The organism is Streptomyces sp. NPDC028635 (assembly GCF_040637635.1).
In the GTDB taxonomy this organism is placed as follows: Bacteria; Actinomycetota; Actinomycetes; order Streptomycetales; family Streptomycetaceae; genus Streptomyces.
On the sequence record NZ_JBEZWX010000013.1, the window covers coordinates 150236 to 174590 of the forward strand.

Consider the following 24355-nt stretch of genomic DNA (forward strand, 5'->3'; position numbering starts at 1 on the left):
TTAAGGCCCCTCAGTCCCATTCCAGGCCGCCGCGCCGCCAGACGTAGGCGTAGGCGACGAAGACGGTGAGCACGAAGAGCAGCATCTCCACGAGCCCGAAGATCCCCAGGGCGTCGAAGGTGACGGCCCAGGGGTAGAGGAAGACGATCTCGATGTCGAAGACGATGAAGAGCATCGCCGTCAGGTAGTACTTGATGGGGAAGCGCCCGCCGCCGGCCGGCGTGGGGGTCGGCTCGATACCGCACTCGTAGGCCTCGAGCTTGGCGCGGTTGTACCGCTTCGGACCGATCAGCGTGGCCATGACCACGGAGAAGATCGCAAAGCCTGCCCCGAGGGCTCCCAGTACGAGGATGGGCGCATACGCGTTCACCGCTCCTCGCTCCTCTCAGTCGGCACTGACTGCTGGCGGTTGCGGTCGGCCTCACAGCCGCCTCATCGGCCCCACGAACCCCGCCCGCCCCGGCGAAGATCGGGAACATGTGAAGCAGGTCACAAGCCCAACCGCGTGCATCTTATGCCCGTGGGTCTGTGATCTGCGACACGGGGTATTGCACAAGCTTTGTGATCTCCACCACCTGACGAAGGATCATGAAGTCGTATGAGCAGTGATCTTCGTACAGGAAGCGTCCGAGTGATCACCAGAGGTGACATTTCCGCTCGTCGGGCCAGCTCAGAGGGGTCGCCTCCATATCAAGACGGATCCACGCCAGGCAAATTCGCCCTGGACTTGATCTCTTGCTAGAGGCCGCGTTCACACATCAGAGGGACCTGCGGCACACGCAGTGGACGCGTGCACGCGTTCACGAAGTCGCACCGTCGAGATCGCGCCGTGATCAGGATGTGATCATGCTGCGCGGACGCAGCCCCGTCGGCGGCCGTTCCGTGACCTCCGCCACACCCGCGAGAGGCCCCCGAGAACCAGGCTTGGCCATCGAGCCCAACCAGTGGTAGGCGCAGGGCAATTCGGGCGTAATGACGAAAGTACGTGATCAAAGCCGTGTTGAGCTGGGTCCGCAATGTCCGTTACGGCGTCAATAAAGAACGACACGCCCGGGATTCGGGGTCTCGGCTGAGCAACTGTGGCGCAGCACACGTTTCTTGAAGGTATGAAGGAGCCCCTGGTACCGCTTGTACCCATGTCCCACACCGCTCACATACGCAGCCACCGGAAGCCCCGCCGCAGCGCGTCGAAAATCGCGATGCGGGCCGGAGTTGCCGGTGGCGTCCTCAGCACCCTGGCAGTCGCCGGTGCGTCGGCCTCCTCGGCGAACGCCGCGGAGCCGGTGACGCAGACCCTTGAACTGCCCACCCTGACGGCGGACATCTCCGCCCAGGTCGCCCAGTCCGCTGAGGCCACGCAGCTGGCCGCCGCGAACTACGAGCTGCGTGCCGAGCGTGACGCGGCCGCGGCGAAGGCCGCCCAGCAGGCCGAGAAGAACCTCGCCGTGGCCAAGAAGAAGGCCGCGGAGGCCAAGAAGAAGGCCGAGGAGGAGGCCGCCCGCAAGGCCGCCGCCGAGCAGGCCGCCCAGCGCGCCTCCCGCAGCGCCGAGCGCCCCACGCTCTCCGCCTCCGTGAGCGCCGACGTCTCCACCAGCTCGTCCTCGGCGACCGGTTCGGCCGCCGCGGTCGTCGACTTCGTCAAGGCGCAGGTCGGCAAGGCCTACGTCTCCGGCGCCACCGGCCCCTCCGCCTACGACTGCTCCGGCCTGGTGCAGACGGCCTTCAAGCAGGTCGGCATCGACCTGCCGCGCGTCTCGCAGGACCAGTCCACCGCCGGCACCCAGGTCTCCCTGAGCAACCTTCAGCCGGGCGACATCCTCTACTGGGGCGGTGCGGGCAGCGCCTACCACGTGGCCGTGTACGTCGGTGACGGCATGTTCGTCGGCGCGCAGAACCCGTCCTCGGGCGTCGTCGAGCGGGACCTGTCGTACGACCCGCCGAGCGGTGCGGTGCGCGTCCTCTGACACACGCGCACGTACGACCGTAAAAGGGACGAAGGGCCGCAAGTCTCCTGGAGACCGCGGCCCTTCGGCACACCCCGGCGCGGCGACGGCCGCACGCCGCACACCCCTCGGGCGCGGCACATACGCACAAGCCGGACGTCTTCGGCGCGGCGCTTACGCCCAACCCACACCTCCCCCGGGCGCGGCACATACACACAAGCCGCACGCCCTCGGCGCGGCAAATACGCCCAAGTCACGCATCCTTGGCGGGGAAAACGTACAAACCGGCGCTCCCCCGAGGGGAGCGCCGGCTGTCGCTGTCCGCGCGGGGGGGGGGCTACGCCTTCGGCGCCACCTTGCTCAGGCCGTTGATAATGCGGTCCATCGCGTCGCCGCCCGTCGGGTCGGTCAGGTTGGCGAGTAGCTTGAGGGTGAACTTCATCAGCACCGGGTGGGTCAGACCGCGCTGGGCGGCGATCTGCATGACCTTGGGGTTGCCGATGAGCTTCACGAAGGCGCGGCCGAGCGTGTAGTAGCCGCCGTAGGTGTCCTTGAGGATCCGCGGGTAGCGCTGGAGGGCGAGCTCGCGCTGGCCCGGCGTGGCACGCGCGTGCGCCTGGACGATGACGTCGGCGGCGAGCTGCCCCGACTCCATGGCGTAGGCGATGCCCTCACCGTTGAACGGGTTCACCAGACCGCCGGCGTCGCCGACGAGCAGCAGGCCCTTGGTGTAGTGCGGCTGGCGGTTGAAGGCCATCGGCAGGGCGGCGCCGCGGATCGGGCCGGTCATGTTGTCCGGGGTGTAGCCCCAGTCGTCCGGCATGGACGCGCACCAGGCCTTGAGCACCTCACGCCAGTCCAGCTCCTTGAAGGAGTCGGAGGTGTTGAGCACACCCAGACCGACGTTGGAGGTGCCGTCACCCATGCCGAAGATCCAGCCGTAGCCGGGCAGCAGCCGGTCCTGGGGGCCGCGGCGGTCCCACAGTTCCAGCCAGGACTCGAGGTAGTCGTCGTCGTGGCGGGGGCTTTCGAAGTACGTCCGCACCGCGACGCCCATCGGACGGTCCTCGCGGCGGTGCAGGCCCATCGCCAGGGACAGCCGGGTGGAGTTGCCGTCGGCGGCGACGACGAGCGGCGCGTGGAAGGTGACCTCGCGCTTCTCCTCGCCCAGCTTGGCGGTGACACCGGTGATGCGGCCGGTCCGGTCGTCGACGACGGGGCCGGAGACGTTGCAGCGCTCGAAGAGCCGCGCCCCCGCCTTCTGGGCCTGGCGGGCCAGCTGCTCGTCGAAGTCGTCGCGCTTGCGGACCAGGCCGTAGTCGGGGAAGGAGGCGAGATCCGGCCAGTCCAGCTGGAGGCGCACCCCGCCGCCGATGATGCGCAGGCCCTTGTTGCGCAACCAGCCGGCTTCCTCGGAGATGTCGATGCCCATCGCGACGAGCTGCTTCACCGCGCGCGGGGTGAGGCCGTCACCGCACACCTTCTCCCGTGGGAACGCGGTCTTCTCCAGCAGCAGCACGTCGAGGCCCGCCCGGGCGAGGTGGTACGCGGTCGTGGAGCCGGCCGGGCCCGCGCCCACGACGATCACATCGGCGGTGTTCTCGGAGAGGGGCTCGGTCACGACACTCACGGCGGGATCTCCCCAAGTCTGAAATCTGTGTGCCGAGCGGCACGGGACATGGGCAGTCTATTCAGCAGCATGGATCGATCGGCTGAAGGGCTGCCCCGTGAACCGAACTCTGCCCGTGGTACGACTGCGTGTCCCCACCGACGAGGACGCGGTGGCCTGGCACCGGGTCTTCGCTCATCCGGACGTCATGGAGTTCCACGGCGGCAGACCCGCCGAGCTGTCCGTCTACGAGGAACTCACCGCCCGCCAGCGCAGACACGACGCCGAACGCGGCTTCTGCCTGTGGACCATGGTGGACGAGGAGAACCGGGTCATCGGCTTCACCGGCGCCCAGCCCTGGCCGCACGCCTGGGGACCGGCCGGCGAGATCGAGATCGGCTGGCGGCTGGGCCGGGAGCACTGGGGCAAGGGGTACGTCACCGCCGCCGCCGAGATGACCCTGGAACGGGTGCGCGCGGCGGGCGTGGACAGCGTGGTCGCCCTGGTCGACGCGCGTAACGCCCGCTCGATCGCGGTGACACAGCGGCTGGGGATGAGGCTGGCGGAGACATTCCTGACGCCGGAGTCGGAGCGGAAGGGGCACTGCTACCGGCTCGACCTGTAACCCTCAGTAACAGGTCACTACGGACTGCGACGCGACGCTTCCGGTGGGCACCCCTGGGCGGTTACCCTGCCAGTACCGCTGGGGGTGACATCTGTGCCGATAACACCCAGAACACCGGAAGTCCGTGTGCCCAGGCTCGTCGGTCTGATGGCCGTCGACGCGCGCGAGAGAGCCACCGCGCACGGGGTGCTGCTCGCCGCTCCCGACCGGCCCGACTTCCGCCGCACCGTCGTCGACTACGTCGTACGGCAGTACCCGCCGCCCGGCGCCGAGGTGCCGCGCGGAGCCGTGGTCACCGTGTGGTTCGACCTCGGCGAGGGCGAGGGGGGCGGCGGAGCGGGCGTGCACGAGCCGCGCCTGCCGCAGCCCCCGCACGGCGGGCTGCAGCGGGAGCTGGACGAGCCGGGCGACCCGTACGCGATGATCGGCCGCTGACCGGCCCGCGGGCCGCCCCTGCCCGGGCCGGCCCGCCCCCGGAACCGCCGGCGGGCTCAGCTCTCCTTGAACCCCCGGTGCAGCGCCACCACGCCACCCGTCAGGTTCCGCCAGGCCACCTTCGTCCAGCCGGCCTTGCGCAGGTGCTCGGCGAGGGCGGGCTGGTCCGGCCAGGCACGGATGGACTCGGCGAGGTACACGTAGGCGTCCGGGCTGGAGGACACGGCGCGGGCGACCGGCGGCAGCGCGCGCATCAGGTACTCGGTGTAGACGGTCCGGAAGGGCGCCCACGTCGGGTGCGAGAACTCGCAGATGACGATCCGCCCGCCGGGCCGGGTCACCCGGTGCATCTCCCGCAGGGCCGTGTCGAAGTCCTGCACGTTGCGCAGCCCGAAGGAGATCGTCACCGCGTCGAAGGTGTCGTCCTTGAACGGCAGCTTCGTCGCGTCCCCGGCGGTGAAGGGCAGCCAGGAGCGCTTGCGCTTGCCCACCTGGAGCATGCCGAGGGAGAAGTCGCAGGGGACGACGTAGGCCCCGGTCTGCGCGAACGGCAGCGAGGAGGTCGCCGTACCGGCGGCCAGGTCCAGCACCTTCTGCGCGGGCCGGGCGTCGACCGCCCTGGCCACCTCCTTGCGCCAGCGGCGGTCCTGCCCCAGGGACAGCACGTCGTTGGTCAGGTCGTACCGGTCCGCCACGTCGTCGAACATCGAAGCGACTTCGTGCGGCTGCTTGTCCAGGGATGCGCGGGTCACCGGACCATTGTGGCAGGGGGCCCTGCCGGCAGGAGCGTCGGCTTCTGGCGCGCCACGAGGAACGCGCCGCGGTCCGTGAACCGCCCGCCGTCCGGGGAGCGCCCGCCCCCCGGGAAGCGCCCGCCGTCCGCGGGCGCGCACGGACGTTCTCGGGATGGTCAGCGACGCCGGTACAGCAGGCGGCCCGCGACGACCGTCGCCACGCACGTTCCCGCGCCGCGTTCCAGCAGCTCCGTCTCGTCCGCCACGTCGAACACCGCGAACCGGGCGGCCGAGCCCGCCTCCCGCTCGGGCGCGAACTGCACGGGCGTCCCACAGGCGTACGGGTCGAGCGACGCCCGCCCCTCCGGCCTGCCGGTCCGCCCCACCACGCCCAGCCCGGTGCGCCGTACCGCGTCCTGCACCGCGCGGTTGCGCAGCGGCTCGCAGGCGGCGGCGACCGTGCCGTGCGCCAGCATGCGCTGCACTCCCCGCCGGGCGCTCGCACCCCAGCGGGCGTCGTCCAGGGCGAGCGCCGCCAGCGCGTCGCCGGTCAGCGGCTCGGTGCCGAGCTCGTCCGCCTCGCGCGGGTCCGGGTGGTAGGCCTCCTCCAGCAGCTCGTTGCCGTACAGGGTGACCAGGCCCGGGGTGAGGATGCCGGGCCACTCGCGCACCCGCGCCCGCGGATGCGCGGCGCGGGCCTCCTCCACGGGCCCGGCGGTGGTGATCCACTCGCCCTGCACGACCAGGGCACGGCCCCGGGAGTCGGCGTGAATCGTCAGCACTGCCGGATCAGTTGGACGCGAGCAGCTTCAGCTCCGGATGAGCCGTGCCGCCCTCGATGGCGGTGGAGGAGATGTGGGAGACCACGCGGTCGTCGACGGGGTCGTTCGCCGGGTCGTCGTGCACGACCAGGTGCTCGTACGTCGTCGAGCGCTGCGCCGGGACCCGGTCCGCCTTGCGGATCAGGTCGATGATCTCCATGCGGTTGGAGCGGTGCTTGGCGCCGGCGGAGGACACGACGTTCTCCTCCAGCATGATCGAGCCGAGGTCGTCCGCGCCGTAGTGCAGGGAGAGCTGGCCGACCTCCTTGCCGGTGGTCAGCCAGGAGCCCTGGATGTGCGCCACGTTGTCGAGGAAGAGGCGGGCGATCGCGATCATCCGCAGGTACTCGAAGAGGGTCGCCTGCGTGCGGCCCTTCAGGTGGTTGTTCTCCGGCTGGTAGGTGTACGGGATGAACGCGCGGAAGCCGCCCGTGCGGTCCTGTACGTCGCGGATCATCCGCAGGTGCTCGATGCGCTCGGCGTTGGTCTCGCCGGTGCCCATCAGCATGGTGGACGTCGACTCCACGCCCAGCCGGTGCGCGGTCTCCATGATCTCCAGCCAGCGCTCGCCGGACTCCTTCAGCGGCGCGATCGCCTTGCGCGGCCGCTCCGGCAGCAGCTCGGCGCCGGCGCCCGCGAAGGAGTCGAGGCCGGCCTCGTGGATACGGGTGATGGCCTCCTCGACCGTCACACCGCTGATCCGGGCCATGTGCTCGACCTCGGACGCGCCGAGGGAGTGGATCACGAGCTGCGGGAACGCGTCCTTGATGGCCTTGAAGTGCGTCTCGTAGTACTCGACGCCGTAGTCCGGGTGGTGGCCGCCCTGGAACATGATCTGGGTGCCGCCCAGCTCCACGGTCTCCGCGCAGCGGCGCAGGATGTCGTCGAGGTCGCGGGTCCAGCTCTTGGCCGTGTCCTTGGGGGCGGCGTAGAAGGCGCAGAACTTGCACGCCGTGACGCACACGTTCGTGTAGTTGATGTTCCGCTCGATGATGTACGTCGCGATGTGCTCGGTGCCCGCGTACCGGCGGCGGCGCACGGCGTCGGCGGCGGCGCCGAGCGCGTGCAGCGGGGCGTCGCGGTAGAGGTCGAGCGCCTCCTCGGGCGTGATCCGTCCGCCCGCGGCGGCACGGTCGAGGACGGACTGGAGGTCGGCCTTCTCGGTCACCGGAGCGTCCCTTTCGTAAGGGGTGTAACGGACCGAACCAGCGTACGCCAGCCCTCCGACAGCGCTGACCTTGGCCTTGCCGGTCTCAGGCCGTGTACGCCCCCACCAGCACCCCCGCGAACGCCCCCGCGAGCAGGAACGGCCCGAACGCGATCGCCGTACGCCGCCCGGCGCCCCGCGCGACGACCAGGAAACCGCCGTACAGCGCGCCGAGGAGGAATCCGGCGAAGGTGCCCAGCAGCAGTGTCGGCCAGCCGTACCAGCCGAGGACGGCCCCCATGCCCAGCGCCAGCTTCACATCACCGAAGGCCATGCCCGCCGGGTTGATCAGGAACAGCAGGAAGTAGCCGCCGCCCAGCGCCAGGGCGCCGAGCAGGGCCGTCGTCCAGTGCCCGGCGTGTTCCGGCAGCAGCGCGGCCAGTCCCAGCAGGACGGCGGCGGCACCCGCGAGGGGCAGGGTGAGCGGGTCGGGCAGCCGCTGCACCCTCAGGTCGACCACGGCGAGCAGGACGCCGACGGGCGCCAGCAGCAGCCAGACGAACAGCTCGGGCCGGGTGCCGGTGGCGGCGGCGAGGGCGGCGCACAGCACGGCGGTGACGACGGCCGGCCCCCAGGCGTGCGGGCCGTACGACGCCGTCGCGGGCGGGCACGCGCGGCAGCGGGCCGGGCCCAGCCAGCCGCGGACCGGATGCCCGTGCGGACACTCCCGCCGCCAGCCCTGCCGCTCCTCGCCCTCCGCGGCGGAGGGCACGCTGAACCGGTACGCCGCCCGGGGCAGCCGTGCCCCCGCCACCGCACCCCACAGCGCGGCGACGGCGGCCAGGATCAGGTCGTTCATCCGACGGCCGCGGCGCCCTCGCGCCACGTCGGCAGCAGCTCGTCGAGGAGGGCCTCGGTGCGCGGCGGCACGCCGCGGGCCCCGCTGCGGGCGACGAGATCGCCGGCGAGCGCCGCGAGCCGCTCCGGGTCACCGGTGGCGTGGGTGGCGCGCAGCAGCTCGTGCCACAGGCGCTCGTCGTCCGGGGCGGTCCGCAGCGCGGCGTTCAGCGCCTCGATGGCCCGCTCGGCGCGGTCCTTCTCCAGGTGGAACTCCGACAGCGCCAGCCCGATGTCGGCGACGAGCAGCGGGAGTTGGGCGTCCACGATCTCGTGCGTCAGCCAGCGGTAGCGGCCGTCGGGCCGGTCGGCGAGCAGCGGGCCGCGCACCAGGACGAGCGCGTCGGTGAGCAGCCGTCCGCGCACGGCACGGCTGTCGACGCCCCGGCCCTGCGTGGCCTCGTGGTAGAGGGAGCGCAGCACGTCCAGGTCGGAGACGACCGACTTGGCGAGGACGAGCCGGCCGGTGGCGTCGGTGGTGAGGCGCGGCGTGCCGTCCGGGTCGGCGCCGAGCCAGACGCGCAGCCGCTCCAGCAGCGCCTCGCGGACGTCGTCGGTGACACCGCGCGGCCACAGCGCGGAGGACAGCACGCGCGGGTGCACGCCCTCGCGGTGCAGCAGGAGCAGGGCGAGCGCCTCGTGCAGCAGCGCGCTGCGCTCGTCGTCGGGCGCCTGAAGACCGATGATCTCGTACGACCCGACGAGGCGGGCGTAGACCGCGGGGCGGCCCTGCTCGCTGACGTCGACCAGGAACGGCGGGGTGGTCGTCGGCCCGTCCGGACCGCCGTGCTCGGGGTCGGCCTTGACGAACAGCTCGACGACCGCCTGCCGCAGCGCCGCGGGCAGGAGCTGCGCCTGAAGCTCCAGGCCGAGCAGCGGGGCGCGCAGCCTGCCGTCGCCGGAGATCTCCATCTCCCAGGCGGCTCCGGGCAGTTCGCCGCTCTCGCTGCCGACGAGGTAGCCGATGCCGAGGCGGCTGGCGTCGGCGGCCAGTTCGGCGAGCCGGCGGGCGTCCTCGGCGGAGGGCTGCGCGGCGAGCAGTACGAGGTGCGGTGCCCAGCGGGCGTGCTGCGCGGGTCCGGTACGGCCGGTCAGCACCGAGTCGTGTCCGGCGGCGCCCAGCGCGCCGCGCCGCTGCCGGGTCTCGGCCTCCATGGTCTCCAGCAGGGCCTCGATGCCGTCGAGGTGGCGCAGCCGGTTGGGGGCGAGCGCGGTGAGGTCCTCGCCGAAGCCGACGAGGGTGATGGTCATGCGGTCCGACCAGCCGTTGGTGGCGAGTTCTGCGGCCACGGAGGCGAAGACGGCGTCCCGGTCGGCCTCGCGGCCGCTCAGCGAGACGATGCCGGGCACGGCCTCCAGGTTGAGCAGGAGGCGGGAGTCGTCCATGGTGCCGAGGCTGACCAGGCCCGGGTAGGGAGCGGCGGTGTCGGTGTCGCCGTAGGAACGGGCGTCGCTGCCCGCCAGCACCCAGAACGTCTGGTCCTGCCCGAGCTGCCAGGGCGCGGGCGGCTTGCCGGAGGGCTGGGCGAGCTGCAGGTGCAGTTCGCCGCCGGTCAGCCAGGCCGCGTAGACGACCGGCAGCGGCCGCGATTCGGCGGCGAGGGCGGCGGCGAGGCCGCGCAGCGAGCGGTCGAGGAGGCGTACGCCCTCGGGGTCGGCGCCGACGAGGAGCGCGTCCTGCGCGTCGAGCGCGTCACCGGTCGGCGTGGGCGGCTCCATGCCGCGTCCGCGCACGGTGCTGATCGCCGACTGCCACAGCGCCTGCCGGCGGCGCCGGCCGAGGGCGCCGAGCAGGCCGGCGGCGAGGAGGGGGGCTCCGAGGAGGGCCTGGCCGAGCCGGAAGGAGGCGTCGTCGGCGGCCTGCTGCCGCTGGTCCTGCTGCTGGTGCGGCTGCTGGTGCTGCGGGCTGCCGGACCCGGGGCGCTGCTCGGGCACGGAGGCATGAGCACCGCCTTGGGCGTGGCCGCCGCCCTGGGCGTGGCCGCCGCCTTGAGCGTGGTCGCCGCCTTGAGCGTGGTCGCCGCCCTGGGCGTGGTGGCCGCTCTTGGCGTAGTCGTGGATCTGGTGCTGGATCTCGGGCGAGACCTGGGCGGCGTCGTCGGGCATCTCGACGAGGTCGCCGCCGCGGGCGTCACCGGGCATCTCCATGATCCAGCCGGGCCGGATGAGGCTGGCCTCGGACAGCCGGGAGCCGTCGGGCTGGATCCGGTCCTTGTTCAGCTCGTAGATCTCCTTGTACCGGCGGCCGTCGCCGAGATGGCGCTGCGCGATCTCCCACAGGGAGTCGTGGTGGCGGCCCTCCGGCGGCTGGATCCGGTAGTACTTCGTGTCCCCGTGCTTGGCCTGGCTGTCGGCACGCGCGTGTGCGGCCTGCTCCGCGAGCGCGGAGGCGGCGTTGGCGGTCTGCTCCTGCGTCTGCGCGAACAGCCCCGGCGTCTGCTGGGCGGCGGCGACGGTCGGCTTCTGGTTGCCCTCCAGGCTGTGGCCCAGCTGCGACAGCCCCGGCGTGAGGCTCGCGGCGGTGGCGCCGACGAGCAGCAGCGCGGCGACGAGCTGCCGTGCGAGCAGCTGGCTCGGCCCAGCACCGGGCACCCGCCCCGGCACACCGACCCCGGACACCGCGGCCTTGACCTCGACGAGCACGCACGCGGTGAACTGCGCCCACGCGAACCACACGACGACGGTCAGAATGTGCAGGAACGTCTGGACGGTGATCTCCTGCTGGAGCCAGTCGAGACTGGGCACACCGCTGGGCAGCGGCCAGCCGACCTGCGAGGCCAGTGCGAGAGGAACGCCGACGACGAGCGCGACGAGGGCGACGAAGGCGAGGAACGCCTTCACGAAGTCCCCGAACGAGCGCCGCCGCACCCGCACCGGCTGCGGAGTCCGGTTCCGCGGGCCCGTCGAATTGCCCGAGCTTCCCGTCGAGCTGGAAGTCCTGCGTCGCGCCATGGCGGATGTCCTGGGGTCGAGGTCGAGTGAGGTCGAGTGGGGAGGGACGGTGTGCAGCGTGGGGGGCGTCAGGTGCCCGGGGTGGGTGCTTCGGTAGGTGCCTGGGGTGGGTGCTTCGGTAGGTGCCTGGGGTGGGTGCTTCGAGCCTACAGAGATCTTATGGACGGGAACCGACAGCGCGGAGAGGCCGGGACGGAACCGGAACACACCGGCGGAGTCCGCCCGGAGCATTGCGCACCGCTTGCCGCGGAAGCCCGAGTTGTCCGTCCCGTCCCACGACCCTCACGCCTGCCTCAGCACGGCCAGCGCGAAGGCCAGCCGCCGGTCCAGCCAGTCCACCTTGGGCATGTATGCCCGGACTTTTCCCAACTGCTCCGACGTGAGGGCCACTTCGTCGTTCGCGCGCCAGGTGACCGGCTTGGGGGTGTGCGGCCGTCCGGCACTGTCGTCCTCCGCGCCGAAACTGAGCAGGGAGTCCACCACGCCCTCCACGACCGCGCCCGCCCCGCGCACCACGTTCTCTTTTCCTCGCTCCACCACGTCCCGGGCGGTGCCGCGGGCCCAGTGGTAGCGGGCGACGACATCGGGGTGACCGGGCTGGCGGAGCCACCAGTTGTGCTGGACGGCCCGTTTGGCGGCGGGGGTGCGGAGCACGAGCCCCAGCTCCTCCCCCTGCGCACCGGTGACCCGGTACCGTGCCCCGCCCTTCTCCGGCACGGCGACGCACACCGTCACCGCGGGCTGCGTGGCGTCGTGCAACCGGTACGAGGGTGTCTCGTCCGCGGAGGCGGTGACGAGCGCCGCCGGCGCGTAGTAGCGCGTTCCGTCCTGGGTCGACGGCACGCGCACCGCGAGCGGCCCCGTCAGGTCCTTGCGGCGCAGCGATCCGTGCCGCGCCACCGTGCCGACGGTGAACCACTCCGGCCCGTGCCAGGGCACCGGCGCGACCGCCGGTTCACTCCTGCGACGACCGAACACGCGCCACCTCCCTGCCTTCAGACACCGGCCGACCACCGCACCACCCGCAGTCCCCTCGCGTCCTGTTGCCCCACGTCGCTGTCGGTGGCCACATGCAGGGGTACGCGACGACGGCCCAGACACGTGGTGTGGTGGTCATCGGCTCACCGGGCGCCGACGGCGCTGCCCAGGGCCGTCAGGAACGCCGTGCGGTCGCGGGTGGCGATGGTCAGGGCCTCGCCGCGGCGGGTGGTGAGGACCACGCTGTCCATTCCCATGGGCACGCTCCACCCGCCGCCGACCAGCCGCGCCTGGACCGGTGCGTTGGTGTTCAGCGACGTCGCGTAGCGCTGCGGGGCCGTCGGCACCGCCTGCTGGGACGCCGCGTACACGCCGGCGGGGTCGAGGTCCGCGAGGGCGATGCGCTCCCGGCCGACACGCAGGGTCTGCGCGTCGACCTGGATGCGGTTGAAGAAGTACTTCGACAGCGGCACGGCGTTGAACGGCACCCAGATCAGCACCAGGAACATCGCCGACAGGCCGAGCCACAGCCCGAAGTCGTCGGGCAGGCTGCCCGCGCCCATCGCGGCGACACCGGCCAGGTAGAGCACGGTGGTGATCGCCAGCCAGGTCTTGGGAATCTTCTCTTCGTACAGCATGGGTTCCTTCCGGCCCTGCTCGCTCAGCGGTTCACCGACTGGATCTCGCGCACGGTCACGTTCTGGGTGGCGCCGAAGGTGCCGTCGGGGAGGCGGTCACCCTCGCCGGTGGTGCTGGTCCAGGTGATCTTCCAGGTGACGGTGGCCTTCAACGCGTAGGAGCCGTTGGCGCCGGTCGAGCGGAGGTAGCGGACGCCGCAGGGCGGAGTCTGGTTCGCCTTGCCCTTGGCGTACGGCTCGCCGATGCCGCCGCCCTCGAACGTGCAGTCGCCGGACGCCGGGAAGGTCTCGGCGTCGCTGGTGCCGGGGTCGATGTGCAGGGACTCGGGTGTGGCGGTGGTGGTCGCCGACAGGCCGGTGCCGGGCAGACTGGCGGTGACGGAGACCGGGTGGAAGTCGGCCTTGTTCAGCCATATCCAGGTCGGCAGGTTCACCGTGGAGGTCCCGGCCGGGGCCATCTCGACCTTGGTCTCCGGGATGGGCAGCTCGTCGTAGGCGTACTCGGCGAGGACCTTGGGGCTGACGGCCAGGGGGTCGGGCGGAGTCTTTCCGTTGTCCACCCAGAAGGGCATCTTGTCGCAGGCGCTGGCCTCGGGGTCGTCCTTGCGGTTCGGATTGACCACGGCCGCCCAGAACATGCCCTTGCCCTGTTTGTCGAGGTTGTAGTCCTTGTAGGGCTTGCCGTCCTTGTAGTACGAGTCCAGCAAGTCGCCGACGACGTTGCCGATCCCGAAGAAGGTGAACGAACGCCACGTCTTGACGTCCGCCTCGATCTCCTTCGGCGAGAAGGCCGGCTCGTACCAGCAGGCGGGAGGCGTCCAGTTGGAGTCCGTCGAGGAGAGAGTGCCGGTCTTGCCGCCACTGCTGCCGCCGTTGACGGTGGTCTGGATCTTCGTCTCGACCGTGATCTTGTTGCCGCTGCGGTTGCCGTTCGCGGTGCCGAGGCTGGTCCCACCGTGTGTCTTGTCTCCGGCGTACGACACCGCCGGAATCAGAGCCAACGGGACCGCTATGAAGGCGGCGATACGGATTCGTGTCTTGGTACGACTCACGGCTGGCACTTCTTGGCACCTCGCTCCGACGTAACGTTCGTGGTCTGCCAAACACCCTGGGCGTTCTTCTCCATGCGCGCGCTGTAGGAGACGTAGTCGTCCGCGTCCCCCGGCGACATGGTGACCTTCTTCGTCTTGCGGTCCTTGCTGTAGGACTTCGTCTCGTCACTGCAGTACGTCATCGTGGCCGCAGTCGTGCCCTTCAGCATGACCTCGCGGTTGAAGTACCGGGTCTCTCCCGTCCACGTCGTTCCCGAGTCATAGAAGGACTGGATGTACGAGGCGGCGGAGATCAGCGCGTTGCCCTTGTTGTAGAACTTCAGCGCCGGGTGGTCCTTGGCGTCAACGGTGACGGCCTCGTCGATCGAGTTGATCATCCGCTCGTTGTCTGCGAGCACAGCGTCCTTGACCGGGTCACCGGTGGTACCGCCGTCGAAGACGTTCTTCACATCGCCCGGCAGCTTGATCTCCGGCCGCTTGATTGTGTCCGCGCTCGCCGAAGGCGTCGGCGACGCGCTCGCCGACGCCCCCGTGTCCGCGCCCGCGATCTTGTCGTTGCCGGCGGAGTCCGAGCCGCCGCCGCAGGCGGACAGCAGCAGGACCGCCGTCGTCGTCAGGGCAGCCGCCGCTGCCGTCGTCGTGCGTGTGCGCATCGGGTCGTAACCTCCGAGGGGGGATCGTTCACAAAGGGACAGCAAGAAGGGCACGTCAGCCCACCTCGTTCTCCGCGACCGCCTGGCCGTGGACCACCACGTCGCCGCCGTAGAACATGCCGCTGAACACCGGGCTGTACGTCAGCTGGACCTCGACCTCGACCCGCTGGGCGTCGGCCGCCACGCAGTGGGTCGCGGCGATGTCCGCGCCGGTCATGTCCATCTCGCGGGCGAAGGTCTTCACGCGGGCGTCGCAGTTCTGGTAGTTGATCGGTGCCGGGCCGCCCACGTTGTCGTAGAGAGCTTCCTTGTCGATGTCCTGCGCGGCGTACCGCGCCGCCTGTTCCGCGATGTCGGCCGCCCGCTCCCGTTTGGAGATGGACAGGCCGCCGTCGATGACGAACGCCGACAGCGCCAGGAAGACCAGCGCGAAGATGATCACCGCGCCGGCGCCCGAGCCCCGGTCGTCCAGGCGGGAGTAACGCCCCTGCCACCACTGCTTCACGCCGACCTCCGGAAGGGGTCCAGCGGGGAGCTGAAGCTCGCCGTCAGGGTTGTCGGCACGTTCAGGCCGAGCATCGCCAGGCCCCGCACCTGACAGCTGACCTCGACCGTGAAGATGGTGTCCGGCGCGAAGCCCCGGCTCGTCTGAACGACCGACACCGGGCCGGAACAGACGTCCGCCAGATCCGCCTCCGCGGCCTTGCGCGCCTCCGCGATGGCCGTGCCGTGGTCCTTCTGGATGGAACCCGCCCGCGCCGCGTCCCGCGCCGCGCCGTCGAGCGCGCCGCGCCCTTCGACCAGCTGTCCGAAGGCCACCAGCACCAGGATGAAGAGGATCATCACCGGGGCCAGGATCACGACCTCGACCGTGGACAGGCCCCGGTCGTCGCTTCGCAGACGTTCTCTCAGGGAGCCCATCTACCTCTCCCCCTCCCGCACGAACCGCTCCACCGGCCCCGCCGACTGCGCGTGCACCGTCAGGTCGAGGCCCGGGAACACCGTCGGGATACGGGCCGAGATCTCCACGCCGACCGTGTTCTGCTCCGGCTGGATCAGCTTCACGTCCGGCGACAGCACCAGCTGCGGGCCGAGCTGGCGGATGTAGTCGTCGACCACGTCACGCGCCTTGCCCCGCCACGCGCCCGGCTCCTCGTGCGCCGTCGCACGCGCCTTGCGGGCGCCGGCCTGGGCCGCCGCCTGGGCCACGTGGTCGGCGAAGAAGTACAGCGCGAACTGCACCGTGGCGAAGATCATGAAGAACAGGACGGGGGTGAGCAGCACGAACTCGATCGCCGTCATGCCGGAGTCGCCGCGGTGGGCCGCCGCCTCGCGTACGGCCGACACCCTGCGGCGCACCCATCTGCCCACGCCCACGTGCAACCCCGTCACCCCGTTGTGTCCGTACGACCCGTTGTGTCCGTACGACCCGTCGTGTCCGTACGACGGATCAGCAGGTCTTGCCGGCGTCAGCGCCCTTGATGCAGTCGCCGACCTTGTTGGCGCCCTCGCTCAGCGCGGCGTTGATGATCGCGGCCACCACCCCGACGATCGCCACCACGACCGCGGAGATGATGACCCACTCGACCGCGGAGGCACCACGGTCCAGTTCGCCGGAGCGGGCGCGCTCGACGCGGCCGCGCAGGAAGGTGACCAGGAAGTCCACGGCGGGGATGCCGGTGGAGAAGTTCCGTCCGTTCATGGTGAGTTGTCCTCTCGAGGTCCTGTCGAAGGCTGGCAAACGGTTGGCTGAAGACGGTGTGCGAAGGTGAGAAGTGTCAGACCTGGAACACCCGCATCGCCGCCGGGAAGATCAGGAACACCAGGAAACCCGCGCACAGCAGCAGCTGGGCGACGAGCATCGACTGCGACTTCTCGCCCGCGCTGCCCTCGATCTCGGAGAGCTCGCGGTGGCGCATCGTCTCGGCCCGGGAGGCGAGCGATTCGCGGACCTTCGCGCCGTCGTCGGCGACCAGCGCCAGGGAGGCCGAGAGGTCCTTCAGCTCCTCCACGCCCAGTTCCTCGCCGAGCGCCCCGAGCGCCTGCCACTGGCTGATGCCGGTGATCCGGGCGTCGGCCAGGGCGTACTTGATGCGCTGGTTGGCCCAGCCGTCGGAGATCTCCGCCGCCGCCATCAGCGCCTCGGGCAGACCGCGGCCGCCGGCCAGGCTCATGGACACCAGGTCGAGATACGCCCCGATGACGCGCCTGAGGTCCCGCCGCTTGTCGGCGGCGTCGCGCCGTACCTCCAGGTCGGGCAGAAAGAAGAACACCGCGCCGCACATCAGCGCCAGCCACACCGGGATGACCGGACTCCTGCTGAAGCCCAGCGTCCACACCACCGCGAACAGGAACGGGCCGAAGAACAGGCCCGCCACGCCCAGCAGCGCCTTGGTCGCGAGGAACTTCTCCCAGCTGCGGTCCAGCACCGCCAGATCGGCGCGCAGCGAGCGCTGCTCCCAGCCCTGCTGGAGGTAGAACTCCGCGACTCGGGCACCGACCTGGGCCCGCAGCGACCCGAACCGCCCGCTGTCCTGGGCCGGCGCCTGCGTCTCGTACGCCGAGCCGCGCGCCCGCATCGCGTCGATCCGCGCGACCTGCTGCAGCGCGCTGCGCTTGCTCGGCATCAGGGCGCGGACGAGGGCGTAGACGCCCAGGCCGAAGACCACGCCGACCACGATCGGCATCGTCAGGTTCACCGTCGTACCCCTTCCTCCTGCTGCTGCACGGGCGTGCGGGGACGGACGAACTGCACCGAGGACTCGTCGCGCACCAGGAAACGCTCGGGCGTCTCGATCGTGGACAGCTTGCGCAGCCACCAGAAGCCGAGCGCGAACAGACCGCACACGCAGGCCAGCACCAGCTGGCCGACCGGCGTGCCGTAGGGCGAGACGAAGTCCCGGTTGAAGATGGACAGGCCGAGCACGAACGCGATGGACACCGCGACGACGATCTGCACCGAACGGCGGGTCGAGGCGCGCTGCGCCATCACGCGCTGACGCATGTCGACCTCCTCGCGCGAGGACTTGGCGAGCGCGCCGAGCACCTGCCGCAGACCGGGGCCGCGCAGCCGGGCGTTGAGGATGAGTGCGGCGACGATGATGTCGGCGGAGGCGTCGTCGATCTCGTCGGCGAGCAGTTGCAGCGCGTCCGGCAGCGGGGTGCGGGAGCGCAGCCGGTCGACGAGGGCGTCCAGGTGCGGGCGCAGGATGGGAGCGGCGGCGCGCGCGGACGCCGGGATGGCCTGTTCCAGGCCGACCGCGCCGGCGATGGTGTCGCGCAGCGACTCGGTCCAGGAGGCGAGGGCCTCCACCCGCTTCATGGCGGCACGTTCCTCCGCCGCGCCGCCGAAGAGGCGGTCCCAGAAGAAGACGAGGACGGCCGCGGCGGCGCCGGCCACGACCCAGCGGGTCAGCAGCAGCACGGCCAGGCCGACGATGGCGGCGAGTGAACCGCGCTGCCCGGCGAAACGGAGCAGCTCGTTCGCGCGCTCGCTCGCCTGCCGCTTCTCGTGCTCGGGCTTCGCGGGCAGGCCGCGGATCGCCAGCATGAGGAGGGCGAGTCCGCCGCCGACGGCGACGCCGCAGCCGAGGGCGTACAGGACGGTCGTGGAGAACAGCCCGCCCATCGCGCCGAGCGAACCGAGGGCCATGGTGGTCGTCATGCCGCTCACCCCCACGTTCCGTGCGGCTGGTAGCCGTGTGCGATCAGGTCCTCCAGGCAGGCGATGGGCGCATGCGGGACGACACGGCCGTCGGGCGCCTCCGCGAACACCTCGCTGGACAGCACGCGCCCGTCCACGCCGTTGACCTCGCGCACGGAGGTGACCATGCGCTGGAGGCGGCCACCGCTGACGTAGTTGTTCCGCCGCTGGATGAAGACGACGAAGTTCACCGCGCCCGCGATGAGCATCTGGCTGGCCTCGATGGGCAGCCGCTCGGTGGCCTGCAGGGCGTAGGTGGAGATGCGGTTGAACACCTCGTGCGAGCTGTTGGCGTGGATCGTGGACAGCGAGCCGTCGTTGCCCTGCGACATCGCGTTCAGCATGGTGACGATCTCGTCGCCGAGGACCTCGCCCACGATGACCCGGGAAGGGTTCATGCGCAGCGAGCGGCGCACCAGCTCGGCCATCGAGATGGAGCCCTGTCCCTCGGAGTTGGGCAGCCGCTCCTCGAACGCGACGACGTTCGGGTGGAGGTCGGGGAAGGTGTCCAGGCCCAGCTCCAGGGCGCGCTCGACGGTGATGAGGCGCTCGTGGGGCGGGATCTCGTTGGCGAGGGCGCGCAGCAGCGTCGTCTTACCGGCGTTGGTCGCGCCCGCGATCATGATGTTCTTGCGGGCCCGGACCGCGCAGGCCAGGAAATGCCCGAGCTCGGGGGTGAGGGTGCCGTTGCCGACCAGGTCGGAGATGAACACCTTGCCCATGCGGGCCCGGCGGATGGACAGCGCGGGCCGCCGGGCGACGTCCATCACGGCCGACAGACGCGAACCGTCCGGCAGCCTGAGGTCGAGCTGCGGGTTGGCGGAGTCGAAGGGGCGCGAGGACAGACCGGAGTACGCGCCGAGCACCTGGATGAGCTCGATGAGCTCCTCGTCGGTCTCGGCGACCGGCTCGCCCTTGGCCTCGCGGCCGTCGGCGTAGCCGATGAAGACCTGGTCGCAGCCGTTGATGTCGATGTTCTCGACCTGCGGGTCGTCCAGCAGCGGCTGGAGCCGGCCGACACCGAACAGCGCGGCGTGCACGGCGGCCGCGTACTGCTCCTCGGTCTCCGCGTCCAGCGGAGTACGGCCCGCGTTGATCTCGGAGCGGGCGTACTCCTCGAGTATCTGGGCGATGACGGCGCGGGCGTACTGCCGCTCGTCCTCGTTGGACATCGGCGTGACGCCGCTCGCCTGGTCCAGGCGCCGCTGCTCGGCGATGCGGTCACCGGCGTCCTGCCGGAACCGCTTGACCAACTGGTGGTCGACAGCGGTCATCGCCCGGCCCCCGCGTGCCCGTTCATCGGCCCGTTCGCGGGTACGGACCAGGCGGCGCCGTACTGCTGGTACAGGTCGGCGGTGACCTTGCGGGCGGAGCGGATCAGCAGCGACTTGTCGAGGCGGCCGCGCCGGCGGCCGGCGAGCTGCTCGGCGCCGGCCGGGTCGTCGGCGATGGTGCCGACCACCCGGGCGCCGGTCTGCGCGTGGACGAGCATGTCGTTGACCTGGTTGACCAGCTTGCCCGCGTTGTTCGGGTCGGCGACCAGGACGACGCCGATGACCGGGTTGGCCAGGCTCGCGGCCCCGCGCGGCCCGCCGTGCAGCTTCGCGGCGAGGGCGGCGGCCCGGTCCCGGACGCGGGCCAGGGACTCGGCCTCGGTACGGGCGATCAGCAGCACCAGCGCGGCGTGCGGGAACAGCTCGACGGCCGGGGTGTCCCCGCTGACCCGCCCGCAGTCGGCGATGACGTCGGCGGGGGCGTGCGGGGAGTCGGCGAGCGAGGCGAAGGCGTGTCCGAGGGTCGGCCACAGCCCGGTCAGGCCCGCGGCCTGCTCGGCGACACCGAGGCCGACGAGCACCTCCAGGCCGCCGCTGAGCGGCTGGACGTGGTCCCACAGCTGGTCGGGGACGAGGCCGCGGCGCGCGGTCGCGGCGATCGACAGCATGCCGAGGTTCGGGTTGAGCGGTCCGCCGTGCGCGGCGGCGCTGCGGTAGACGAGGTCACCGCCGGCCGGGTCGGTCTCGGCCAGCAGCACGCGCCGCGGCCAGACCGCCGCGAGGGCGACGGCCGCGGTGGTGACGCCGGGGGAACCCTTGTCGGCGGCGAGGGCGATGAGGGCCATGGGTCGGGTGCCGCCTTCTAGTTGCCGGAGACGCGCACGATGGCGACCGCGTTCGCCGACGCGGCACGCGCCACGGCAGCGGCGTCCGCCTGGTCGACGAGAAGCGTCAGCGAGAGGTTGCCGGTGCTGACGGTGGCGTCGCTGCTGTCCTTGACGTCGTTGACGAGCGCGTTCGCCACGAGCAGGCCGCCGGAGGACGACGAGGAGGAGGAACCGGTGCCGGTCTTGCCGGAGGAGGAGCCGGTGCCGGAGGCGTCCACGTTGTACACGGCCACGTGGTCGCCGGACTTGATGCTGGAGGGGTACTGGCCCTCCTTCAGCGCGACACCCACGGAGGCCTTGCCGGCGGGGATCTCGGCCTTCGCGGCGAACATGTCGCCCACGACGACCGTGCCGGCGTAGATGGTGGACTTGGCCTTGAGCTTGCTGAGCGCCGACAGCTGCTCCCACTTGACGTAGTGGATCTCGTCGTCGGCGGCCACCATCACGGAGGTCGCGTTGTCCGTGCCGACGGACTCACCGGCCTGGATGGTCTTGGTCACCTGGACGACCTCGATCCGGTCACCGGCGCGCAGCACGAGCATCGTCGCCCCGAGCGCGCCCACCAGGATCAGCAGCACCGCGAGCGCCGCGAGCGCCGGCTTGCGCTCCCGCGGCGGCGTGGGAAGCCGGTTCCCGACCGGCGGCTGAGCCGGAGCCGCGGAACGTCCCGCGCCCGCCCCCGTACGCTCCTGGATCTTCACGCAACCGCTCCCCGTACACCCAAGCTGTTGTCGGCCAACTTCTCTGCCTTCATTGCATCACTGCAATCCGGACACTTCGCCAGAGATCCGCTCGGATCAGCGCGTTTAACCGGCGCGAGGGCGAGTGTCAAGCGATCGCACGGTATCAGCCGCACATAAGGCCCTCAAGGCGAGACGGGACACCCCCACCCCACTGCCCGCATGCTGTTCATGTGCAACTACAGGAACACCGGAGCCCCTTGGGGCCACAACGGCACTCGCCCTCCGTACTGTGCAGCGGCGAATCCACGGCTCCTCCTACGTCCCGCAACTCCAAAGCCGGACGGCCCCCGCCGTTACGTGGAGGACATCAAGCCTGCACGAATCGCTCACGAGGGCAGCGAACGGTCATGCCATGATCTCGGCTCACCGCAAGAACCGCTCAACGGGGGGAATCGGGCGACGTGGTGGCCAAGCACAGGGCGCTGTTGCCACAGCGAGGAAACGACTCGGCCAGCTGGCGAGCGGCGGCACCAACAGGGACTCGTCACGGCCGAAAAGGTCACACAGGCGGGTGACGCGTCTGTCGGTTTCAAGGCGACGGTTACCTTCCGGGGCGCCCGGCACGGCCTGCACGGGGAAGTCGTTCGCGCTGGTGATGTCGTCGGCGTCTACTGTCCGGCACCGCCCTCGTGGGGATCCGCCTCCAGCGCCGCGGCGCCTTCCGGATCGGCCGCAGGCGCCGCGGCGCCTTCCGGATCGGCCGCATGCAAGGGTCGGCGGAGCCCGTTCGATGCCCCTCACTGCGCGGAGCAAAGGCCGACTGTCAGAGAGAGTGGGGGCGTCAAGCTGGTACGGGGGTTGACGGCGTGATCTGTGATGGCTCGTGCGTGGGCGAGGAGGGAGTAATAACGCCTTGGCTACGCGTCCTCCAGGTCTCGAGCCGAGGCCCATTGTCCAAATCGCGACTTCTGGGAGTTCGCTCTGGCGAAACCGAGAAGCGCACCGATACCGTCTGAGCCTTGACCAAACCTCTGTCTCATGGGGAGTCACACTGTGAAGCGCCGCACCTTGCCCGTTGCTGCCGCGCTTGCCGCGACGGCAGCCCTGCTGCTGACGGCTTGCGGAGGCGGAGACGAGAAGTCAGAAGACAACGACAAGATCGCCGGTGCGGACACCGGCGACTCGACGGCATCCGCATCATCGGCTCCGTCTCCTGACATCAACAGGCCCGATCTGTCCTTGCCCGGCGATGTGAAGGAAGAGTTCGAGGGCTGGCATACCGGTGACGCAATGAAGGATGCCGTCCTCTCTGATGCCGGGCACTCGATGACAGCGGTCACCCGGGCCATTACGGTCGGCGACCCGAAGTCGCCGGCTCTGACCTTCTATTACAAGGGTGAGGCGCTCGCTGGGGCTGCCAAGTGGGTAGAGACCTTCGTGGATCACGACGCCACCATCACGGGAACCACTCGCTACTACTCGCCCACAGTGAGCATGCCGAACAAGACAACGGCAGCCGTGACGCTGTGCGCAGATGAGAGCAAAGCGTTCAACAAGTACCGCAAGTCGAACAAAATCGACCGGAGCGCGCCCTCCCCCAATTCCTACGTGTACTACGTGAGTCGCCTGCACAAGGACTCGCGGGGCGTTTGGGTGACGTCGGAAGTCGACTCCAAGAGGGGGAGCCGGAAGTGCACTCCATGAAGCGGCGCAGAACCGCCGCTCTGAGTGTGACCCTATCGGTCAGCGCGATTCTGGCGACAGGAACGGCACAGGCAGATACGGGCTTTGGCGGATCCCGTGGTGATGCCGACGCCAGTGCCGGATCAAAAGGCCGAACGCTCACCTCGCAGGTCACCTTCAACGTCTCGAAGAATGGCACCGGGAAGACGACCGGCTCGCTGACCCCCGTAGGGGACTACAGCACACCCGCGTGCTGGTACGAACCGGGGTGGACGCCAGTGGAGTACGAGCAGGAATTCAAGCGCCGTTGGAATGTCGGGCATTTCAGTGGCGCCGCAGAGGCCTACGCAGCGGAGAAGGCACGCTACATCGAGGGGCATCCTTACAAGGACTTCAACAAGGCAAAATCCGGCGAAGGCATGTTCTGGGGAGCAGTCTACGACTGGGACCGCCTCGAGGGAGACGACTACTTGGCCTGCAGCCAGGCGGACTTCTGGGTCGACAACGGTGAAGCTCCCCCCGTCAAGAATGCCATCGACACCGAGACACTGGCCAAGCTCGCCTACAACGAGATCCAAGTACCCGACACCCGGATCAGTCTCGCACCCCAGACAACGACCAAGGTCAACCTCGCCACATGGGCCTGGCTGGACAAGGCGGACTTCCATGAGGTGGCGGTGACAGCTTCCCTCGACGTCGGCGGCTGGAGACTCTCCGCCACGACTACCGCAAAGCCGATCTCGCTGAAATTGGAACCGGGGACAAGCGACGCCACAACCTTTCCAGCGTCTGCCGAGTGCACACTCAACGCTGATGGTTCCATTGGCGAGCCCTACGCCAAAGGCAAGTCCAACGAGACGCCGCCCTGCGGCATCACTTACCTGCGCTCATCAGGCGACGGAAGCTACAAACTCAGGGCAACCGTCACGTGGAAGATCTCGTGGAAAGGATCCAACGGCGAAGGTGGCAGTTTCGCGAGCGGCACCTTTGGAACCACTCAGGACATCACTGTTCAAGAGGTGCAGGCAGTCAACAGGTGACGTGGTCCATTTGTGATCGGCAGTAGTGACCCTCTGTGGCTCCAGCACGGAGGGTCACCCGGAGTCAGGATTCGACCGACGCCGAGAGGCATCCGCCGGCTTCAGTACTCAACGGGACGGACCCGTCGGCGCGAAAGCCAGCGAGAGGACCTGCGAGGTCTTTGCCGCCCCAGCGGCCGCCGCGCGCGGGTAGAACCCGGAGGCGTGCTGCCCCAGGCCACAACTTCGAGTCATGTTCAGACCCCATGATGGTACCGGCGAGCGTCGCTCGCCGTTACCTTCTCAGGCTCGGCCCGGATGGCGGCATCGATGATCGGAAGAAGCTTGCCGACCTGCTCACCCAGTCGCTTGTGCCGTCCTTCCAGTTCCCGGTGCCAAGTCCGAGCGTTCTTCCCAACCCAGACGTCGGACCCGCCGATCTCTTCGGTCGGACCCTTCAGGGCATTCTTGAGTGCATCAACCTCTTTGGCGAGGTCACTGCGCAACCGCTCTAGGTCCGCTCTGCGCGGATTGGCCACCTTCGGTTCAGCATCCGTCACACCGCTCACCCCCTGGTTCGTCACATCTCAGCAGACGAAGCGTCACCGTGTCGACACGCCCC

General features: G+C 70.2%; 26 protein-coding genes. 5 read left to right on the forward strand and 21 right to left on the reverse strand.

Going from position 1 to position 24355, the window contains the following annotated elements; all coding sequences use genetic code 11:
- Positions 1 to 10: 10 nt before the first annotated feature.
- A complete protein-coding gene (locus AB0E88_RS17095) occupies positions 11 to 370 on the reverse strand; it encodes an NADH-quinone oxidoreductase subunit A (protein WP_003992243.1) in 360 nt (119 codons plus the stop codon).
- A gap of 766 nt (positions 371 to 1136) precedes the next feature.
- Here AB0E88_RS17095 and AB0E88_RS17100 point away from each other — a divergent pair.
- Complete coding sequence (locus tag AB0E88_RS17100; RefSeq protein WP_361630801.1) at positions 1137 to 1964, forward strand: C40 family peptidase; 828 nt, start codon at positions 1137 to 1139, stop codon at positions 1962 to 1964.
- A 316-nt stretch (positions 1965 to 2280) separates the two neighbouring features.
- On the opposite strand, the gene AB0E88_RS17105 is transcribed toward AB0E88_RS17100, so the two are convergent.
- On the reverse strand, positions 2281 to 3573 hold the full coding sequence (locus tag AB0E88_RS17105; RefSeq protein ID WP_361630804.1) for a geranylgeranyl reductase family protein: 1293 nt from the start codon (positions 3571 to 3573) through the stop codon (positions 2281 to 2283).
- A 97-nt stretch (positions 3574 to 3670) separates the two neighbouring features.
- Between AB0E88_RS17105 and AB0E88_RS17110 the strand changes: the two genes are divergently transcribed.
- Positions 3671 to 4177: a GNAT family N-acetyltransferase gene (locus tag AB0E88_RS17110; protein WP_361630807.1), complete on the forward strand. Its 507-nt coding sequence runs from the start codon at positions 3671 to 3673 to the stop codon at positions 4175 to 4177.
- Positions 4178 to 4270: 93 nt separating this feature from the next.
- Entirely contained in the window at positions 4271 to 4612 is a 342-nt protein-coding gene (locus tag AB0E88_RS17115) for a PASTA domain-containing protein (RefSeq protein ID WP_361630810.1), read from the forward strand.
- Between the two features lie 56 nt (positions 4613 to 4668).
- Here AB0E88_RS17115 and AB0E88_RS17120 read toward each other — a convergent pair whose 3' ends face one another.
- From AB0E88_RS17120 to AB0E88_RS17205, 18 genes are all read right to left on the reverse strand, one after another.
- Complete coding sequence (locus AB0E88_RS17120) at positions 4669 to 5364, reverse strand: demethylmenaquinone methyltransferase (RefSeq protein ID WP_361630813.1); 696 nt, start codon at positions 5362 to 5364, stop codon at positions 4669 to 4671.
- Positions 5365 to 5522: 158 nt separating this feature from the next.
- The gene (locus AB0E88_RS17125) at positions 5523 to 6128 is read right to left on the reverse strand and encodes a hypothetical protein (RefSeq protein WP_361630816.1); all 606 of its coding nucleotides are present in this window, start codon (positions 6126 to 6128) and stop codon (positions 5523 to 5525) included.
- A 7-nt stretch (positions 6129 to 6135) separates the two neighbouring features.
- A complete protein-coding gene (mqnC, locus tag AB0E88_RS17130) occupies positions 6136 to 7335 on the reverse strand; it encodes a cyclic dehypoxanthinyl futalosine synthase (RefSeq protein ID WP_361630819.1) in 1200 nt (399 codons plus the stop codon).
- An 85-nt stretch (positions 7336 to 7420) separates the two neighbouring features.
- Positions 7421 to 8173, reverse strand: a complete 753-nt coding sequence (locus tag AB0E88_RS17135) for an A24 family peptidase (RefSeq protein ID WP_361630822.1) — start codon at positions 8171 to 8173, stop codon at positions 7421 to 7423.
- Entirely contained in the window at positions 8170 to 11163 is a 2994-nt protein-coding gene (locus AB0E88_RS17140; protein ID WP_361630825.1) for a BTAD domain-containing putative transcriptional regulator, read from the reverse strand. Before AB0E88_RS17140 ends, AB0E88_RS17135 begins: the two co-directional genes overlap by 4 nt.
- A gap of 282 nt (positions 11164 to 11445) precedes the next feature.
- Entirely contained in the window at positions 11446 to 12141 is a 696-nt protein-coding gene (locus AB0E88_RS17145; RefSeq protein WP_361630828.1) for a hypothetical protein, read from the reverse strand.
- A gap of 143 nt (positions 12142 to 12284) precedes the next feature.
- On the reverse strand, positions 12285 to 12779 hold the full coding sequence (locus tag AB0E88_RS17150) for a hypothetical protein (RefSeq protein WP_361630831.1): 495 nt from the start codon (positions 12777 to 12779) through the stop codon (positions 12285 to 12287).
- A 23-nt stretch (positions 12780 to 12802) separates the two neighbouring features.
- The gene (locus AB0E88_RS17155) at positions 12803 to 13762 is read right to left on the reverse strand and encodes a hypothetical protein (RefSeq protein WP_361630834.1); all 960 of its coding nucleotides are present in this window, start codon (positions 13760 to 13762) and stop codon (positions 12803 to 12805) included.
- Positions 13763 to 13827: 65 nt separating this feature from the next.
- Positions 13828 to 14484, reverse strand: coding sequence for a hypothetical protein (locus AB0E88_RS17160; protein ID WP_361630837.1), 657 nt, complete (start codon positions 14482 to 14484; stop codon positions 13828 to 13830).
- Positions 14485 to 14539: 55 nt separating this feature from the next.
- Entirely contained in the window at positions 14540 to 14989 is a 450-nt protein-coding gene (locus AB0E88_RS17165) for a pilus assembly protein TadG-related protein (protein WP_361630840.1), read from the reverse strand.
- Positions 14986 to 15405 carry a TadE/TadG family type IV pilus assembly protein gene (locus tag AB0E88_RS17170; protein ID WP_361630843.1) on the reverse strand — a complete coding sequence of 140 codons (420 nt, stop codon included), beginning with the start codon at positions 15403 to 15405 and terminating at the stop codon, positions 14986 to 14988. Before AB0E88_RS17170 ends, AB0E88_RS17165 begins: the two co-directional genes overlap by 4 nt.
- Positions 15406 to 15786, reverse strand: a complete 381-nt coding sequence (locus tag AB0E88_RS17175) for a TadE family protein (protein WP_361630954.1) — start codon at positions 15784 to 15786, stop codon at positions 15406 to 15408.
- Between the two features lie 148 nt (positions 15787 to 15934).
- On the reverse strand, positions 15935 to 16186 hold the full coding sequence (locus AB0E88_RS17180) for a hypothetical protein (RefSeq protein WP_103780267.1): 252 nt from the start codon (positions 16184 to 16186) through the stop codon (positions 15935 to 15937).
- A gap of 76 nt (positions 16187 to 16262) precedes the next feature.
- Positions 16263 to 17183, reverse strand: coding sequence for a type II secretion system F family protein (locus AB0E88_RS17185; RefSeq protein WP_361630846.1), 921 nt, complete (start codon positions 17181 to 17183; stop codon positions 16263 to 16265).
- Positions 17180 to 18112 carry a type II secretion system F family protein gene (locus tag AB0E88_RS17190; RefSeq protein ID WP_361630957.1) on the reverse strand — a complete coding sequence of 311 codons (933 nt, stop codon included), beginning with the start codon at positions 18110 to 18112 and terminating at the stop codon, positions 17180 to 17182. Before AB0E88_RS17190 ends, AB0E88_RS17185 begins: the two co-directional genes overlap by 4 nt.
- 41 nt (positions 18113 to 18153) lie before the next feature.
- Entirely contained in the window at positions 18154 to 19461 is a 1308-nt protein-coding gene (locus AB0E88_RS17195; protein ID WP_361630849.1) for an ATPase, T2SS/T4P/T4SS family, read from the reverse strand.
- Positions 19458 to 20306, reverse strand: coding sequence for a hypothetical protein (locus AB0E88_RS17200; RefSeq protein ID WP_361630852.1), 849 nt, complete (start codon positions 20304 to 20306; stop codon positions 19458 to 19460). The genes AB0E88_RS17195 and AB0E88_RS17200 overlap by 4 nt, the downstream gene beginning before the upstream one ends.
- A 17-nt stretch (positions 20307 to 20323) precedes the next feature.
- Positions 20324 to 21049, reverse strand: coding sequence for a hypothetical protein (locus AB0E88_RS17205; RefSeq protein WP_361630855.1), 726 nt, complete (start codon positions 21047 to 21049; stop codon positions 20324 to 20326).
- A gap of 1035 nt (positions 21050 to 22084) precedes the next feature.
- Between AB0E88_RS17205 and AB0E88_RS17210 the strand changes: the two genes are divergently transcribed.
- Entirely contained in the window at positions 22085 to 22735 is a 651-nt protein-coding gene (locus AB0E88_RS17210; protein ID WP_361630859.1) for a hypothetical protein, read from the forward strand.
- Positions 22732 to 23754 (forward strand): hypothetical protein, encoded by a 1023-nt coding sequence (locus tag AB0E88_RS17215; protein ID WP_361630960.1) that lies wholly within the window; start codon positions 22732 to 22734, stop codon positions 23752 to 23754. Before AB0E88_RS17210 ends, AB0E88_RS17215 begins: the two co-directional genes overlap by 4 nt.
- Positions 23755 to 23990: 236 nt before the next feature.
- On the opposite strand, the gene AB0E88_RS17220 is transcribed toward AB0E88_RS17215, so the two are convergent.
- On the reverse strand, positions 23991 to 24293 hold the full coding sequence (locus AB0E88_RS17220; protein ID WP_361630862.1) for a hypothetical protein: 303 nt from the start codon (positions 24291 to 24293) through the stop codon (positions 23991 to 23993).
- Between the last annotated feature and the right edge of the window lie 62 nt (positions 24294 to 24355).